This window comes from Primorskyibacter flagellatus, from assembly GCF_048268605.1.
GTDB lineage: Bacteria > Pseudomonadota > Alphaproteobacteria > Rhodobacterales > Rhodobacteraceae > Primorskyibacter > Primorskyibacter flagellatus.
In genome coordinates this window covers 24,345-40,567 of sequence record NZ_JBLWVF010000025.1, presented here as the reverse complement: position 1 = coordinate 40,567, position 16,223 = coordinate 24,345, and the positions used below count along the sequence as shown (strand labels likewise).

The following is a 16,223-nucleotide window of genomic DNA, read 5'->3' as shown; positions in this document are numbered from 1 at the left end:
ACGCAGCCCTCGGCGACACATCAACACTCGCAGACCCAACAGTCGTCAACGACCTCATCGATAACAGAATGAACCGGTAAGATTGCTATGCCTTCGCAAACAAGCAATGCCGCCCTTCCGGGGCGGCATTGCTCTTGCTGCACCGCATACCTAACGTTTCGTTAAGCATCATCAACGTTTCAATTTTCGGTTTCGTTATTAACAATGTAGTTTTGATAAAGACGCGATGTCCGCCGCTCAAAACAGGAGCCGAATCATGTCGATCATCGGCGTAACTCAATATATTGTCCCGGCGATTTCCGCCCAGCCACTGAAGGTACCGAAAACAGTACCGGACCACGACAATTCAAGCGGACGACATACCTCCACAAAAGGTGATGCAGCACCCGTCATCAGTGCCAAGGGTTTAACAAACTGCACAGAACAGCCGCACGCCGCGCCACCCTCTGTTTTGCAGATCAAGATACTAGCGCTGCTGAAAGAGCAAGAGGAAGCCAAGCTACTGCGTGACAGCGCCGAAGAAACAGCCGAAAACAAGGTGAACCAGCGCGTCGATGAAGGAGAAGGAAGCGCCGACAGCACGGCTTCCAACCCGCTCGATGAGTCACCGATGTCGTTCTCCAACACTGCAACCGATCCGGCAATGACTATGTCGGTCGGTTTCATGATCCCGACCATGTCACCGGATGCTCTCACTCAAAACACCGTGGGAGCCGATCAACAACGATGGCATCTTAAAGAAACTGCGCCTCTCGCCAAGCACGACCTGCGCCTAGAGTTGGGCCGCTAGAACCGACTTCGGGTATGTTATGAACCTTGTTCGGCTGCAACGCCTGCGACCGAGTTGCAGAGCGTCGCTTTTCATGGCTCTATGCTTCGCCTATAAGGCGTACAGCCATAGGCGCAGGCCCCGCGCAGACCCGCGCGAGATCATGAACCGGTCGAGGAACAGATGACAAACAACAACCACGATGCAGATGTAGCGTTTATCGAGGCGCTCGCAGCCCTATTGCGCGAAAACGATCTGACAGAGTTGCAGGTTAAGCGGGAATACGGAGACTCGGACTGTCTGAATGTTCGTGTCAGTCGAATGGTGCAGGCAGCGCCAGTCGCCGCCGCACCTGCTGCGGCCCCCGCCCCCGCCGCAAGTGCTGCGGTGTCCGCCTCGGCTCCGGCTGCGGTAACTGACGATCCGGCCGCGCATCCCGGCGCGGTGTCCTCGCCGATGGTCGGCACGGTATACATGCAGGCCGAACCCGGCTCGCCACCATTTATCGCAGTTGGTCAGCAAGTCACTGAAGGCGATACGCTTTTGATCGTTGAAGCGATGAAAACAATGAACCACATCCCGGCCCCACGCGCTGGCACAATCAAACGCATCCTTGTTGAGGATGGCGCGCCAGTTGAATACGGCGCTCCGCTTGTGATTTTGGAATAAGGGCGAACCATGTTCGACAAGATCCTGATCGCCAATCGAGGCGAAATAGCCCTGCGTGTCATCCGTGCCTGCCGTGAAATGGGCATCGCTTCAGTCGCAGTCCATTCCACCGCCGACAGTGACGCGATGCATGTGCGCATGGCGGATGAGACCATCTGCATCGGACCACCACCGGGCACTGAAAGCTACCTGTCCATCCCTGCGATTATCTCGGCCTGCGAAGTAACGGGCGCGCAGGCGATTCATCCCGGTTACGGTTTCTTGTCGGAAAATGCCCGCTTCGTGCAGGTCGTCGAGGAACACGGGCTGACATTTATCGGTCCGACGTCAGAACACATCAACGTGATGGGCGACAAAATTGCTGCCAAGGATACGATGCGAGCGCTTGGCGTGCCATGTGTGCCCGGCTCTGAAGGCGGCGTTCCGGACCTGGAATCGGCGCAACGCATCGGTGAAGAAATCGGCTATCCGGTTATCATCAAGGCAACGGCAGGCGGTGGTGGACGCGGCATGAAAGTTGCGCGCAATGCATCCGAAATGGAGCGCGCCTTTCACTCGGCCCGCGCTGAAGGCAAGGCAGCTTTTGGCAATGACGAAGTTTATATCGAAAAATACTTGACCACCCCCCGCCATATCGAAATCCAGGTCTTTGGTGATGGCAAGGGCAAAGCGGTTCACCTTGGCGAGCGTGATTGCTCCCTGCAACGCCGCCACCAGAAGGTTTTTGAAGAAGCCCCCGGCCCCACAATATCCCCGGAAGAACGCGCGGCGATCGGTCGTACCTGCGCGGATGCAGTGGCCAAGATCAATTATGCCGGTGCCGGTACGGTGGAATTTCTGTACGAAAACGGCGAATTTTACTTCATCGAGATGAACACCCGGCTTCAGGTCGAACATCCGGTGACAGAAGCCATTTTCGGCGTAGATCTGGTGAGAGAACAGATCCGCGTAGCTGCGGGCCTGCCGCTATCCTTCGCGCAGGAGGACCTAAAGATCAACGGTCACGCCATCGAGGTCCGAATCAACGCCGAGAAGCTGCCGAACTTCTCGCCATCTCCCGGAAGGATCACGCAATACCACGCGCCAGGTGGATACGGCGTGCGCATGGATTCCGCACTTTATGACGGCTACCGGATTCCACCTTACTACGACAGCTTGATCGGCAAGCTGATCGTACACGGACGAGACCGGCCAGAAGCCTTGGCGCGCCTGAACCGCGCGCTGGGAGAGTTGATCGTGGATGGCGTCGACACAACGGTTCCTCTTTTCAGCGAATTATTGCAGGAACCCGACATTCACACAGGCAACTACAATATCCATTGGCTGGAAAAGTGGTTGGAGAAGGCTCTGGTCGCACCCTGACCAGCGGATAATCCAGAATGGCTGAGCCTATGCCCCTGAGCGCGGATCTGGTCATGCAAGGATACCGTAGCGGAATCTTCCCAATGGCCGAACATCGCGACGACCCGGACGTTTTCTGGGTCGATCCGCGGCGGCGCGGCGTCATGCCACTGGATGGCTTCCGGATTTCACGATCACTGGCGCGACGGCTAAGACGTGACGACTACACTGTCACCGTGAACACCGCTTTTCCTGACGTTCTTGACGCTTGCGCGGACAGGGCCGAAACATGGATAAACGCGCAAATTCGCCAGACTTGCCTGGATTTGCACGCGCGTGGCGACGCCCATTCGCTGGAGGTCTGGCAAGATGGCGTGTTATCGGGCGGCGTTTACGGGCTGAGCTTGGGCCGCGCCTTTTGCGGAGAAAGCATGTTCTCGCGCCGCACGGATGCATCGAAGGTGGCGCTCGCTTGGTTGGTCGATCGGCTTAACCGCGCCGGTTTCACCCTTTTTGACGTGCAATTCCTGACATCACATCTGGCATCCTTGGGTGCAAAAGAAATTTCGAGACAGAATTACCGTGCTCAACTGAAAAATGCGCTGGAAGGAAAAGCCGTTTTCACGGCTCCGGCGCTTCCTCGATCAGGTCAGGAAGTCTTGCAGCGCAGCACCCAGACGTCATAGCGCGCGTGGTCCAGGGGATTCAGTGCAGGTGCCGACGCGATCATCCAGCCAGAAAATACCGGATCCTGACGGCCCTCTTCTACGATGTCGAGAAAAGCATAGGCGTTTCCTGCCGGGTCTCCCGCCGGATAGCGACATTCTCGTAATGTGATGGTCAATCGGCCCAAGCCGCCACGTTCGCCATTGCGCATGTCCAGATCACTGACTGCGCCAGACACCTTGTCCAAGCCACGCAAAACCGCACCTGGCGCGCGCACAACGGCCTCCTGCGCCGCAGCCGGGCTGGCAATCAGCAAGCAGAGCATGGCGGCACGAATCATTCCGCGCCCCCGCCAGATCCGACGTATTTCATCAGAAGCGAGATCAGGCTGACCGCCCCTTGTGTGTCAAGTATCTCGTCGCCCTCAGCATAGTAGAATGGCGAGCCACCGGGAGAAATTTCCACAAAATTGCCGCCAAGCAACCCTTCGGAAGAGATCACGATAGCACTGTCATCGGGGATTCGGATGCCGTCGCGGATAGCGACGGTGGTCTCTGCTCGATAGGTGTCGGCGTTAAGGGCGACATCGGTGACCGTGCCAACCTTCACGCCCGCCAACCGCACATCGGTGCCAACGCTGACACCTTCCAGCGAACGAAAGCTGGCTGTCAGCGGATAACCGGAATTTGACGCAGAAAGCCCCGTCGCCTGAGCCGCGTAAAACGCAAACCCCACAGCAACCGCGAGAACCGCGCCGCCAACCAGAACTTCGGTGGTATTCTCGGCCATGTGATTATTCCGGCGTCCAGGCCTCGTAATCGCTGCGATCCGCAGGGTTCGTGCGGCGGATCGACCCGGACGGTGCATAGGCCAACGCAGTCCCCGTCAGGTTTTCGCGATGCGGTTTTTGCCATGATTGCTGGGGCAGCGGGCTTTCAGTGGGCGCATCTTTGAAAGTATGGTGCAGCCAGCCGTGCCAATCGGCATTGACGCGGCTTGCCTCAGCCTCGCCGTTGAAAATGACCCAGCGGCGCTTGCCGTCCTTTGTCTGATAGAAGATGTTGCCCTGCTCATCTTCGCCTACCTTTTGGCCATATCGCCAAGTGTAGAACTGAGTGTTCAGGGTCTGGCCGTTCCACCAGGTCACGCTACGCAGAAGGGAGTTCAGAATGCCCATGGATGTCTCCGCACAATTCCTTTCCCATATGAACCAAACGACGCCAGAGGTCCAGCGCCAAGCCTGCATCTGCGCAAACTCCGGCAGGTCAGGGCAGTTTGGCAGTGACTTCAATCTCGATCCGGAACTTTGGATCGATCAACGCTGCCTGGACCATCGTGGCTGCCGGGGGATGCGCGCCAAAGGTTTCCGACAGGACCGGCCAGCAGGCTTCGAACTCCGAGGCGTCAGGCAGGTAATAGTGAACTCTGACCACATCATCGAACCCCGCCCCGGCCTCCTTCAGGGCCTTGCCGATCACGTCCAGCGCGCTGCGGCATTGAGCAATGACCGTATCGCCCTGCCCGACGGTGCCCGAGACATAGACCCAACCGTCGACCACGACCGCGCGACAATAGCCGATCTTCTCCTCGAAAGGGCCTCCTGAATGAATACGCCGGATCATGCTTTCTTCTCCGCTGAACAGAAAAGGGCGGTGCCGTCCCGCACCGCCCCGTATCAATATCCCATCGCGAGCAATCAGCCCGCGCTGGTACCTTCTTTCTTCTTATCGGCATAGATCATCAGCGGCGTGGCATCAGAATTCACGGCTTCTTCGTTCACGACCACCTCTTCGATACCTTCCAGACCCGGCAGGTCGAACATGGTGTCGAGCAGGATGTCCTCCAGGATCGACCGCAAACCGCGCGCGCCTGTCTTGCGTGCAATGGCGCGCTTGGCGATTGCGGAAAGCGCTTCGTCGGTGAAGTTCAGCTTCGCGCCTTCGATCTCGAACAGGCGCTGATACTGCTTGACCAACGCGTTCTTGGGCAAAGTCAGGATGGTGACCAGCGCATCTTCGTCAAGATCTTCCAGCGTGGCGATCACAGGCAGACGGCCGACAAATTCAGGAATCAGGCCAAATTTTAACAGATCTTCGGGTTCGAGTTCCTTGAACACCTCACCCACGCCACGGTCGTCATTGTCGCGCACATCGGCACCGAAGCCCATCGCGGACCCCTTGCCACGCTGTGCGATGATCCGGTCAAGACCCGCAAACGCCCCGCCGCAAATGAACAGGATGTTGGTCGTGTCGACCTGCAGGAATTCCTGTTGCGGATGCTTGCGCCCCCCTTGCGGCGGCACGGAGGCAACCGTGCCTTCCATCAGCTTCAACAGGGCTTGCTGCACCCCCTCGCCCGAGACGTCACGGGTGATCGAAGGATTTTCCGACTTGCGCGTAATCTTGTCGACCTCGTCGATGTAGACAATGCCGCGCTGTGCACGCTCGACATTGTATTCAGACGACTGCAACAATTTGAGAATGATGTTTTCCACATCCTCGCCGACATAGCCCGCCTCTGTCAGAGTCGTGGCGTCGGCCATTGTGAAAGGCACGTCCAGGATGCGCGCCAGCGTTTGCGCCAGCAACGTCTTGCCGCAGCCGGTTGGCCCGATCAGCAGGATGTTGGACTTTGCCAGTTCGATATCCGACGACTTTGCAGAATGGTTAAGTCGCTTGTAGTGATTGTGCACGGCCACCGACAATACACGCTTCGCCACCGCCTGACCGATCACATAGTCGTCCAGCACATCGCAAATCTCGCGCGGTGTTGGGACGCCTTCGGATGATTTCAGCCCGGCACCCTTGGTTTCTTCGCGGATGATATCCATGCACAGTTCTACGCATTCATCGCAAATGAACACCGTGGGGCCGGCGATCAGCTTGCGCACCTCGTGCTGACTTTTGCCGCAGAAGGAGCAGTAGAGTGTGTTCTTGCTGTCGCCGCCAGAATTCGTCGCCATTTTCCACCTCTCAGGTCTGTTTCGCGCGCCTACCGGTCAACCCGACCAGTGTCCAGACCATCTTTTCGTCGCGTGTCCGAAACAGCTTAAGCCAGCCATTTCCGGTCTACAATCGCAAATTTCCCGCGGCCCGGCAAAGACCGCGGGTCGCGATTACTTGGACTCGTCTTCTTCGCCCGGCTTGATCCGGTTCTCGACGATCTCGTCGATCAGCCCCCAATCCTTCGCATCCTCGGGCGACATGAAGTTGTCACGCTCCAATGCGGCCTCGACCTTTTTCAGGGTCTGGCCAGTGTGTTTGACGTAGATTTCATTGAGTCGCTGCTTCAGTTTCAGCGTCTCTTCGGCGTGAATCATGATGTCCGTCGCCTGCCCCTGATAGCCACCGGACGGCTGGTGCACCATGATGCGGCTGTTGGGCAGGGAGAACCGCATGCCCTTTTCGCCCGCTGTCAGCAACAGTGACCCCATAGAGGCCGCCTGACCGATCACCAGCGTCGAGACCTTCGGCTTGATGTACTGCATCGTGTCATAGATCGACAGACCGGAGGTGACGACACCACCGGGGCTGTTGATATACATGCTGATTTCCTTGGACGGGTTTTCCGCCTCAAGATGCAGCAATTGCGCCACGATCAGCGAAGACATGCCATCATGCACCGGACCGGACAGGAAGATGATCCGTTCCTTCAGGAGGCGCGAGAAAATGTCGTAGGCGCGTTCACCCCGGCTGGTCTGCTCGACCACCATGGGGACGAGCGTGTTCATGTAGTGTTCGTACGGGTCTGTCATGTCGCCCCTGACTTCTAGAGTTTGGTTATCCGTAAGCTCGATTAGCTAACAGAGTCTTAGTGTCGGCCAAGAGGGGCTGCAAGGGGCCGGGTGAAATTGCTCAAGCGTCTGGCGTGGACGAAATATCCGCGCGGTTGTGTTTTCATGCATACGGGGCACCCATTACAAAACGCCCCGCATATTTTAACTTACCCGGATTTCGGCCAAACATATGACAGGGTTGCCCGCATACCAAACCAGCCGTTCCTCATGGGGTGCCCGTCGCAATGCGGCGTTTTTGCCTGTCTGGCTGCCAAGACAGTCACCCATTGAGGTTGTTGTTCGGGCCTTTTCTTCGTCGCGACACGACCAACAGGCGGCGTCAGCACCAGTCGCGTACAGCAAGCGCATGACTATTGTCCCGCGGCTTTCATATAGGCGATGATCGCGGCCAGATCCTCGGGTTTGCGCAGCCCTGCAAAAGACATCCTGGTGCCCTTTGCATAGACCTTCGGGTTGGCAAGGAAAGCAGACAGCGCCTCTTCGTCCCAGACACCTTCCATCGCATCCAGCGTTTTGGAGTATTTGAACCCATCGACCGCAGCGACCTCACGCCCGACCACGTTATTCAACTGCGGTCCGGTGCGGTTTTTGGCTCCATCTCCGATCTGATGACAGGCTTTGCACTTCTTGAACACCTTCTCGCCGGCCTTAACGAGTGCGGGATCAATTGCGGCATGCCCGTCACTTTCCGACGCCGGAGCGGCGTCGGGCGCGGCTTCAGACTCGGGCGCGGCTGCTTCATCTTCAGCCGTATCGGCCGCAGCCTCGGCGGCGGCGGTTTCGTCTGGCGTCACGTCCAGAACCGCCGCACGCATGGTGATTTCCACCGTGTCCTTGCAGGCCTCCATGCACGGCTCGCCGGTGAAGACCGGGATTTCCGTCTCGGCCCGGTCATCCATGTAGAAACCCTCCGCATTGGGCATCTCGACCCCGGCAAAGTTTTCACGGCTCAGCGTAAAATCCTCTTCCACAAGATCGTTCATATAAAGCAGATAGGCGGTGATCGCATACACGTCGTCGGGCTGGAGGGACTGCGCATTCCCGAACGGCATCGCCCGGTTGATGTAATCGTAAACGGTTGACAGATAGGGCCAATACGAACCTGTCGTCTTGACCGGGCGATCCTTGGTCAGCGAATTGAAGCCTCCGGTCAGCACCGGCCAACGGCCCACGCCCTCGCCGAAATCGCCATGGCAAACCGCGCAGCTCTCGACGAAGATCTCCTCGCCGGTCATGACATCGCCGGAGCCTTCGGGCAAACCGGTGCCATCAGGGCGCACGTCAATATCCCAGACAGCAATTTCCTCGGCCAGTGCTTCGCGGCCAAGCCCCAGCTTGGCGTCGGCGGGCACCTCATCTGCCTGGGCAGCGGCAATGAACATGCCATCCATATCAGCCGGTGCATCCACGGTCATACGGCGGGCCTGTTCGGGCAAAGGCGCAATCATGCGATCAGCGAAATTGGCAGCGGCGACCAGAACCGCTGCGGTCCCGATAAAAGCGCCGCCAAACAGCTTAAGAGATTTCGACATTCTCGGCGTCCCCCTGTTCGTTGACATACCAGGTCTGGATGCCGTTATTGTGATAGATTGAGTTCACGCCCCGGATCTCGCGAAGCGCCTGTTTGGTGGGCTGCACATAGCCCGTGGAATCATGCGCACGGCTTTGCAGATAGAGCGGCTGCCCGTCCCATTTGATGTCCAGATAGAAGGCGTGCATCGACTTATCGAGGCTTGGCCCCGACATCCGGGCCTGCGCCCAGGTCTTGCCGCCATCAATGGTGACATCCACGCGCGGAATGGTGCCCCGCCCCGACCAGGCCAGCCCCTTGATGACCAGCGGTCCGGGTCCGTGGGCAATGGGCGCTTGCGGGCTGGGGCTGGTGATGACGGATTTCGCGTCCATCTCCCATGTAAAGCGGCGCGCCTTGCCGTCTGGGAAAAGGTCGGTGTATTTCGACGTCTCTTCACGGTGGTGCCAAGGCTTGTCGCCCACTTCGATGCGGCGCAACCACTTGATCCACATATTCCCTTCCCAACCGGGAACGACCAGTCGCAAAGGATAGCCCTGCTCGACGCGCAGCGCCTCGCCATTCATCTTGAACGCGACAAGGCAATCGTCCAGTGCCTTTTCCATCGGGATCGACCGGGTCATGGCAGCCGCATCCGCGCCCTCGGGCAAAATCCATTTGCCCTCGGTCTTGATACCTGCCTCGTTCAGCAGCAACCGCAAAGGCACGCCGGTATACATGACATTGTGGATCATGCCATGAGTGAACTGGCAGCCGTTCAGCTGCGCACCTCGCCACTCCATCCCCGAGTTCGCCGCGCATTCCAGAAAGTAGACGTGATTCTCACGCGGAAACCGCATGATATCTTCCATCGTGAACACAAGCGGCGTGTCCACCAACCCGTTTATCATCAGCCGGTGCTCGGCGGGATCAATATGCGCGGCACCGCCGTGGTGACGCTCAAAGCACAGACCGTTGGGGGTGATAATGCCGTCCAGATCATGCAGCGGCGTGAAATTGATCGAACTGACAGGATCAGCCGTCAGCCATTCCACCGTGCGCCGGATCACCTGATCTTCATATTCCGAAGGCTTGCCATAAGGGGCAACATCGACTCCGTCGCCCAATTCCTGCATCCATGGCTGGATCTGCGTGATCGCCGGGTCACCTGCCGCCCGCGCCGCACCGGCGCCTGCAACGGCCCCACCTGCGGCCAGGGCCCCTTTCAGAAATGTCCTGCGCGATGCCGTCCCGCTCTTGTCCGAGGCTGACATGCTTTCTCCTCCACTCATATCATCACATTCATGTTAATGAATTACTTTATGTGAGTCTACCTCCGCCGACCGTTCAGCCTGGTTTTTTGCGCCGGGACTTGAACGGAACAGTCAAATGTCCTAGCTCAGGCAGAAGCGAGGACGACCTCCCCCCATGTTGGGACAGAACCCGGGACGGCCCGGATCAGTAAACGGAGGATAGAATGCGCAAGACAGCAGACCGCGTCCGTCACGCACTCAGCTTTGAAATCATCGCGCTGGTCATTGTCACACCACTTGGTGCCCTGGTCTTTGACAAGCCGATCTCTGATGTGGGGGTCGTGGCCCTTGTCGGTGCCACGGTCGCGACATTGTGGAATTACGCCTACAATCTGGCCTTCGACATCATCCTCAACCGGCTGACCGGCACCACTTTGAAAACGCTGCCCGCCCGTATCGTGCACGCATTGATATTCGAGACAGGCATGCTGGCGCTTTTGCTGCCCTTCTTTGCCTGGTACCTTCAGATCGGCCTGTGGGAAGCCTTCGTGATGGATCTGTCCTTCGCGATATTCTATCTGGTATATACGTTTGTCTTCAATTGGGCTTACGACCGTCTTTTTCCGCTTCCCGAATGGTCAGAAACGCGGGCTTCGGTTTCTTGACAAGGTTCTGCGATCCTGTGACCCTCATGGTGCCTTGACGTTACAGAGACCGATACAAGGGTTGTCTGCGCGATGACCGATGCCAATCCCTATTCCTCGCAACCGCCCAAATCCTTTTGGCGCAGCGCCGTTGCGGAACCCGGGCTTTACCGCATGTCCGACCTGTGGACACCCGCGTTCAGCCTTCCCGCCAACGCGCGTTTCGCGACCTATGGATCCTGTTTTGCCCAGCATATCAGCCGCGCCCTTCAAACGCGCGGATTGCAATGGGTGAACGCAGAGCCCGCCCCCGGAAAGACCTCGGCCGCGCTGGCCGCAAAATACAACTACGGCGTCTATTCGGCCCGCACCGCCAATATCTATACCGCCCGCGCATTGGAAACCTGGATCGAACTGGCCGAAGATCCCAAACTGACCAAATCCATCGAAATCTGGCAGGACGGCACCCGATTTCGCGACAGCCTGCGACCGCTTATAGAACCTGACGGTTTCGCCAGCCGCGAAGAGGCGCACACCATGCTGCGCTCCACCGCCAAGGCTTGTCGCCGCTCTATCGAAGACGCCGAGGTTTTAGTGTTTACCATGGGTCTGACAGAGGGGTTCGAGCACGCCGAGACCGGCCAGCCATACGCGCTGTGTCCGGGCACCGTGGCGGGCCAGTTCGACGTGGATCTTCATGTATTTCGTAATTACGGTTTTGCCGAGATTCTTGCCTCGATGAACGCGGCGATAACAGGCATGCGCCGCATCAATCCGGAAATAAAACTGCTGCTGACAGTTTCGCCCGTGCCGCTGACCGCGACCGCATCCCAAGACCATGTTCTGGTGGCCACGACCTACTCCAAGTCAGTGCTTCGCGCCGTCGCCGGAGAACTGGCGCGAAACGACCCGAGCATCGACTACTTCCCGTCATATGAAATCATCTCGGCACCGCCCACACGCGGGCAATTCTTCGAGCCCAACATGCGCTCTGTGTCACCCTACGGCGTGTCGCTGGTGATGGAGCATTTCTTTCGCGGCCTGGATCTGTCTGAACCTGCAAAGGATCACAGCCCCGATCCTTCCGTCGAACGTCGCATCTCCGCAGAGAAGGAGATGGACGCCGAGGATCTTGCCTGCGAAGAGCTGCTTCTGGAGGACGAGAATGCCCATTGACGCGCTGGTCATCGGCGACAGCCACAGCCGCGCGCTGCGCAGTGGTTGCAACGCCAATGGGCTGAAGATTCAGGGGTTCTCGGCGAGTGGTACAAACTGGATAGACCAAACCCTCCGCTTTGACCGCAAACGTGGCCTGCGTTCTACCACAAACCGCAGCATGAACCGGCGCTTTGACAAGATCGCGGAAGCCGTCGGGGTTGAAAACATCTTCGACACTGGCGCGCCTGCGCTTATCAGCCTGTTCAATCTGGGGCGTCTGTCGGGCGGCTTCTCGTGGCACAATCATCACGTCCCCGAAGAGGATGACAGGGACGCCGACGCACTGCACGTCTCGCCGGCTTTTCTGCGCGACTATGTGCTGGAACAGCGCCGGTTTCAGCTTGGTCTGATGAAACGCATATCGGTCCGGTCCAAGGTCTGTATCGTGGCTCCGCCGCCAATCAACCCGTCCCCGGCAAGCCGCGCCATGCGTCGGATCCTGTGCGAGTCCGTCCGCGACATGAAACTGCCTCTGGTGGACCCGCTGGATTTCATGGAGGACGGCACGGTGTCCCTGCCGCCCGAACATATTCACGAGGACGGTCGGCACGGCAACGATGCTTACGGCACATGGCTGGTCGGCCACATGATCGCGGCAGGCGCAATCCAAAAATCAGGCGCTTCGGACGCGGCCTGACCTGCGCCAAATCGAATGACCCGAATCCGCAAAACGCGTCCAAACCAACACATGTATGCCAACCAACACCTCGCCTCAGGGGGAGGTCATGCGCCAGCATGGCCGGGGCAGCGCCCCTGCTGCGTGCCAACGCAAAATGAAACCTGAGCGCGCCGACAGGCGCGCACCGCTGGATCAAACCACCGGACCCGCCCCATATTGCGACGCATGCACGTTCAAGATCATGCGCCCACCACCTCGACGGATGTGTTGGGCTCCAGCCGAATTGTACCTTCTTTGCGGATGTGGTTTTCCACGACATCCCAGATCTGCGGGCCTTCCGTGCCTTCGTTGACGCTTGCCCAGCCAGCGACGACGTAGTTCTTTGCAGGATCAAGCACCTCGCCAGACTTGATCAATGTCATGTCCGAAATCCGCTCACCCTGCGGTTTTGTAATGTCGATGCGGTAGGCCATGCCGCCGATCCGCACCATATCGCCGCCCTGCTGATAGTAAGGGTCAGGATTGAAGATATTATCGGCGACGTCTTCAAGAATCACCTTGATGAACTCGCCCGTCATCTCGGACCTGTAGGCTTTGCCATAGGTCATCGACGTGACATTGTAGATGTCCTCACGCGTGATGTCCTGTCCGGGCAGGATCGACGGCCCCCAGCGCACGCCCGGCGACATGGCGATATCCGCCTCGCGTTCCGACAGCAGCGCATCGCAGATCAGATCATCCCAGGAGCCGTTGAAATTGCCGCGCCGGTACAACAGCGAATCCGTCTGGCCGATCACCTCTTCCAGCTCGGCCTTGAAGGGTGCGCGCTGCTCATCAATCAAAGCAGAAACCTGCGCGTCCGGCGTGATCACATCCGAGAAGATCGGGATCAACTTGTGGCGGAATCCCATCATCCGACCGTCCCGCACATCCAGATCGACGCGCGACACGAACTTTCCGTTAGAGCCGGAGGCAACGATGATCGTCTCGCCCACCAGCACAGGCTCGGGCAGCGCATCATGGGTGTGGCCGGACAGGATCACGTCTATCCCTTTGACGATCCCTGCCATCTTCTTGTCGACGTCGAACCCGTTATGGGACAGGCAGACGACAAGCTCTGCGCCCATGCCGCGCACCTCGTCGACCATTTCCTGCATATGTTCGTCGCGGATGCCAAAGCTGTATTCCGGGAACATCCATCCTGGGTTGGCGATCGGCATATACGGAAAAGCCTGCCCGATCACCGCAACCTTCACGCCCCCACGCTCGAAGAACTTGTAGGGTTTGAACATCTCTGCCGGCTCGTCCCATTCGGCATCGAAAATGTTCTGGCCAAGTGCCGCGAAAGGCAACCCCTCGACGATCTCGTTCACCCGCTCGGACCCCAGCGTGAATTCCCAGTGAAAGGTCATCGCGTCCGGTTTCAGCGCGTTCATCACGTTGACCATGTCCTGACCTTGGGTTTTCAGGCAGGTGTACGACCCATGCCAGGTATCGCCGCCATCCAGCAGGATCGCGTCAGGCCGGTCTGCCCGGATCGCATTGACCACGGTCGCCACGCGGTCCAGCCCGCCAACCTTGCCATAGCCCCGCGCAAGCGATGAAAAATCGTTGTAAGTCAGCGCGTAATGCGACGGCGATCCATCCTCGATCCCGTAAAGGCGGCGGAAGTCGGCACCGGTGACATGCGGCACCTCGCCCTTATTCTCGCCAACGCCCAGATTGATTTCCGGCTCGCGGAAAAAGATCGGCTTCATCTGCGCGTGGATGTCGGTGATATGGATCAGCGAGACATTCCCGAACGTGTCAAACTGCAAGAGCTGGTCCTGCGTCAGCGCCTGCTGCGCGGCAAGGCGCCCCCAATTGCCGAAACCACTTGCCCCGACAAGGGCGGACGCAGCCATGGAGACCTGAAGAAAATCGCGGCGGGAGATCATGAGAGGGGATTCCTGTTGTCAGACGGGGGCATTCAATTCGGCATCACATTCGCATGTGTGAATATCATTAGGAAACGAAACCCGCGACGGGAAAATCCGGCGCGGGCCTATCTGGATTACTGACGAACCGCCGGGGTTTCGACCGAAAGACCGTTGCCACGCGAGGCGACATACAGTTCCAGCGCGCGGAACTCGTCAGACCCTTCGGCAAAAGTCTCGGCGCGGGTGTCGCGGATGCATCCACGGAAACGGTTGTGTTTGGAGATCAGCTTGGCCTGTTTCAGACGGTATGTCGGAAACCCGTTGGTCTGGCCCTGGCTCAGGTGATCGGCACGAATGTAATTGCCGTAGTTCTGTTCGTGGCAATTGGCACAGGACAATTCAAGCTGGCCGTACCGCGTGTAGTACATTTCCTTGCCTTGCTCCCAATAGGGGGCGGCGTCACCATCGATTGCAACGTCCATCGGCATACCTCGCGACTGAAGCGAGATCAGTGCCACCATTGACTGCATGTCATTGCCCGACCATTTCCATTCATCGGCCTGCATACGCTCTGTCCGGCACTCGTTGATCAAGTCTTCCATGACCACCAGCTTGCCGTCCGCATCGACTTTGGGCATTGCTGTCGCCAGACCAGCGAAGTTTTCGACGCCCTCGTGACAAGAGGCACAGCTTTCGCCCGCCTCGCCTTCGACCACGTCATAGGCGTCGATGGCCTGATCCACGAACAGCATCGCCGGATTGTCAAAGTCGTCGATTTCCAGCGCCTGTGTCTCGTCGGTGCGGAAATGCCAGCCTGAGACAATCTCGTCGAAAACGCCATCCAGATGCGCGGGCGCGGCGGTCTTGGAGATCATCTCGATCTCGCCGTTGATGATCAACGTATCATCGTCGGCACCGCCAGCGAATGCCATTGGGCCCGTCGCGATCAGCAGTCCGGCGATTGCCGTCATTGCCTTGAATTTCATTTATTATTCCCTCCCGTTATTGCGCCCTGCCCGGATGTCCGGACAGGGCTATCGCGAAATCAGGCGACGGTAACGCTTTTGGTTTCCTCGTAGACAGATCCGTCATCGTCATACCAGGTGAACTTGAAATCACCGGTCTCGGGCACGGTCGCCTCGAACTGGAAATAGGGGTTGGTGGAAATCGCCGGTTCCATCGTGACATCAACCACGTTCTCACCGTTGAAGTCGCAGGTGAACCGGTTGATGATCGACCGCGGAATGGTGTTGCCGCTGCTGTCCTTGCGCTGGCCCGATTCCATCGGATGGCTGATGAGGGTCTTGATGGTGACCGCTTCGCCTGCCGACGCCTTGCCGGGAACCTTGACGCGGGGTTTAACTCCGGATGCCATAGTCTCGTACTCCTCTGATCAGCCGCCGCAGCCGCCGATGGTCACTTTTACGGTCTTGGACTGGCGGGCAAAGCTGCCATCGGCCAGCTGGGCAACCGCGATCACGTCCTGCGTCCCGGCCAGTCGAATTCGCGTGCTGGCGGATTGCGACGCTGCCAACGGGCCGAAATTGAACGTTGCCACCGGGGGCGTCGGGTTGCCTGCTGCCAGCACCATGATGGCTGTGGCACCGGGGGCCGAAACCTCGATCGGGACGGTGTTGCCGTTTTCCGCGATCTCGGGTGCCGTCAGTTCGACCCCGGCATCGGCAAGCTCTGCGCCACCGGTGAATTCCGCGATCAGGTCATCCACGGCAGCATTGGCGCGGAACGGCAGAACCGTCAACAGGGCCGCTCCGGCCCCCATTGCCAGCGTTTCACGTCGTGTGAAGTGCATCTCTTTCTC

General features: G+C 58.5%; 19 protein-coding genes. 7 read left to right on the top strand and 12 right to left on the bottom strand.

The window, feature by feature from the left end:
- The first annotated feature begins 256 nt into the window (after nt 1–256).
- The 4 genes from ACN0WV_RS17865 to aat all read left to right on the top strand — a co-directional run bounded on the left by ACN0WV_RS17865 (nt 257) and on the right by aat (nt 3,465).
- Nucleotides 257–790, top strand: coding sequence for a hypothetical protein (locus tag ACN0WV_RS17865; protein WP_417607598.1), 534 nt, complete (start codon nt 257–259; stop codon nt 788–790).
- A 162-nt stretch (nt 791–952) separates the two neighbouring features.
- Nucleotides 953–1,438 (top strand): acetyl-CoA carboxylase biotin carboxyl carrier protein, encoded by a 486-nt coding sequence (gene accB, locus ACN0WV_RS17860; protein WP_417607596.1) that lies wholly within the window; start codon nt 953–955, stop codon nt 1,436–1,438.
- A gap of 9 nt (nt 1,439–1,447) precedes the next feature.
- Nucleotides 1,448–2,800 (top strand): acetyl-CoA carboxylase biotin carboxylase subunit, encoded by a 1,353-nt coding sequence (gene accC, locus ACN0WV_RS17855; RefSeq protein WP_417607594.1) that lies wholly within the window; start codon nt 1,448–1,450, stop codon nt 2,798–2,800.
- Between the two features lie 29 nt (nt 2,801–2,829).
- Complete coding sequence (aat, locus tag ACN0WV_RS17850) at nt 2,830–3,465, top strand: leucyl/phenylalanyl-tRNA--protein transferase (protein WP_417607601.1); 636 nt, start codon at nt 2,830–2,832, stop codon at nt 3,463–3,465.
- Here the strand turns inward: aat and ACN0WV_RS17845 are convergent.
- From ACN0WV_RS17845 to soxC, 8 genes are all read right to left on the bottom strand, one after another.
- Nucleotides 3,429–3,785, bottom strand: coding sequence for a DUF2155 domain-containing protein (locus tag ACN0WV_RS17845; protein ID WP_084354235.1), 357 nt, complete (start codon nt 3,783–3,785; stop codon nt 3,429–3,431). The two genes, aat and ACN0WV_RS17845, sit on opposite strands and share 37 nt — an antisense overlap.
- Entirely contained in the window at nt 3,782–4,234 is a 453-nt protein-coding gene (gene mlaD / locus ACN0WV_RS17840; protein ID WP_417607592.1) for an outer membrane lipid asymmetry maintenance protein MlaD, read from the bottom strand. Before mlaD ends, ACN0WV_RS17845 begins: the two co-directional genes overlap by 4 nt.
- A gap of 4 nt (nt 4,235–4,238) precedes the next feature.
- The gene (locus ACN0WV_RS17835) at nt 4,239–4,622 is read right to left on the bottom strand and encodes an NADH:ubiquinone oxidoreductase subunit NDUFA12 (RefSeq protein WP_084354231.1); all 384 of its coding nucleotides are present in this window, start codon (nt 4,620–4,622) and stop codon (nt 4,239–4,241) included.
- 88 nt (nt 4,623–4,710) lie between these two features.
- Entirely contained in the window at nt 4,711–5,067 is a 357-nt protein-coding gene (locus ACN0WV_RS17830) for a RidA family protein (protein WP_417607591.1), read from the bottom strand.
- Nucleotides 5,068–5,141: 74 nt separating this feature from the next.
- Nucleotides 5,142–6,407, bottom strand: a complete 1,266-nt coding sequence (clpX, locus tag ACN0WV_RS17825) for an ATP-dependent Clp protease ATP-binding subunit ClpX (RefSeq protein ID WP_084354227.1) — start codon at nt 6,405–6,407, stop codon at nt 5,142–5,144.
- Nucleotides 6,408–6,560: 153 nt separating this feature from the next.
- Nucleotides 6,561–7,199, bottom strand: a complete 639-nt coding sequence (locus ACN0WV_RS17820) for an ATP-dependent Clp protease proteolytic subunit (RefSeq protein WP_084354225.1) — start codon at nt 7,197–7,199, stop codon at nt 6,561–6,563.
- A gap of 392 nt (nt 7,200–7,591) precedes the next feature.
- Nucleotides 7,592–8,773 carry a c-type cytochrome gene (locus ACN0WV_RS17815; protein WP_417607589.1) on the bottom strand — a complete coding sequence of 394 codons (1,182 nt, stop codon included), beginning with the start codon at nt 8,771–8,773 and terminating at the stop codon, nt 7,592–7,594.
- Nucleotides 8,757–10,025, bottom strand: coding sequence for a sulfite dehydrogenase (gene soxC / locus ACN0WV_RS17810; RefSeq protein ID WP_417607587.1), 1,269 nt, complete (start codon nt 10,023–10,025; stop codon nt 8,757–8,759). Before soxC ends, ACN0WV_RS17815 begins: the two co-directional genes overlap by 17 nt.
- 203 nt (nt 10,026–10,228) lie before the next feature.
- On the opposite strand from soxC, the gene ACN0WV_RS17805 reads away from it, so the two are divergent.
- The 3 genes from ACN0WV_RS17805 (at nt 10,229) to ACN0WV_RS17795 (ending at nt 12,503) form a co-directional block, all read left to right on the top strand.
- A complete protein-coding gene (locus ACN0WV_RS17805) occupies nt 10,229–10,669 on the top strand; it encodes a PACE efflux transporter (protein WP_417607585.1) in 441 nt (146 codons plus the stop codon).
- Nucleotides 10,670–10,741: 72 nt separating this feature from the next.
- Nucleotides 10,742–11,824 (top strand): GSCFA domain-containing protein, encoded by a 1,083-nt coding sequence (locus ACN0WV_RS17800; RefSeq protein WP_417607583.1) that lies wholly within the window; start codon nt 10,742–10,744, stop codon nt 11,822–11,824.
- Entirely contained in the window at nt 11,814–12,503 is a 690-nt protein-coding gene (locus ACN0WV_RS17795) for a hypothetical protein (RefSeq protein ID WP_417607581.1), read from the top strand. Before ACN0WV_RS17800 ends, ACN0WV_RS17795 begins: the two co-directional genes overlap by 11 nt.
- 221 nt (nt 12,504–12,724) lie before the next feature.
- On the opposite strand, the gene soxB is transcribed toward ACN0WV_RS17795, so the two are convergent.
- The 4 genes from soxB to soxY all read right to left on the bottom strand — a co-directional run bounded on the left by soxB (nt 12,725) and on the right by soxY (nt 16,214).
- On the bottom strand, nt 12,725–14,422 hold the full coding sequence (gene soxB / locus ACN0WV_RS17790; RefSeq protein ID WP_417607579.1) for a thiosulfohydrolase SoxB: 1,698 nt from the start codon (nt 14,420–14,422) through the stop codon (nt 12,725–12,727).
- Between the two features lie 116 nt (nt 14,423–14,538).
- Nucleotides 14,539–15,390, bottom strand: coding sequence for a sulfur oxidation c-type cytochrome SoxA (gene soxA, locus ACN0WV_RS17785; protein WP_417607577.1), 852 nt, complete (start codon nt 15,388–15,390; stop codon nt 14,539–14,541).
- A 59-nt stretch (nt 15,391–15,449) separates the two neighbouring features.
- The gene (gene soxZ, locus ACN0WV_RS17780; protein WP_084354217.1) at nt 15,450–15,779 is read right to left on the bottom strand and encodes a thiosulfate oxidation carrier complex protein SoxZ; all 330 of its coding nucleotides are present in this window, start codon (nt 15,777–15,779) and stop codon (nt 15,450–15,452) included.
- A gap of 18 nt (nt 15,780–15,797) precedes the next feature.
- Nucleotides 15,798–16,214 (bottom strand): thiosulfate oxidation carrier protein SoxY, encoded by a 417-nt coding sequence (gene soxY, locus ACN0WV_RS17775; protein WP_084354216.1) that lies wholly within the window; start codon nt 16,212–16,214, stop codon nt 15,798–15,800.
- Between the last annotated feature and the right edge of the window lie 9 nt (nt 16,215–16,223).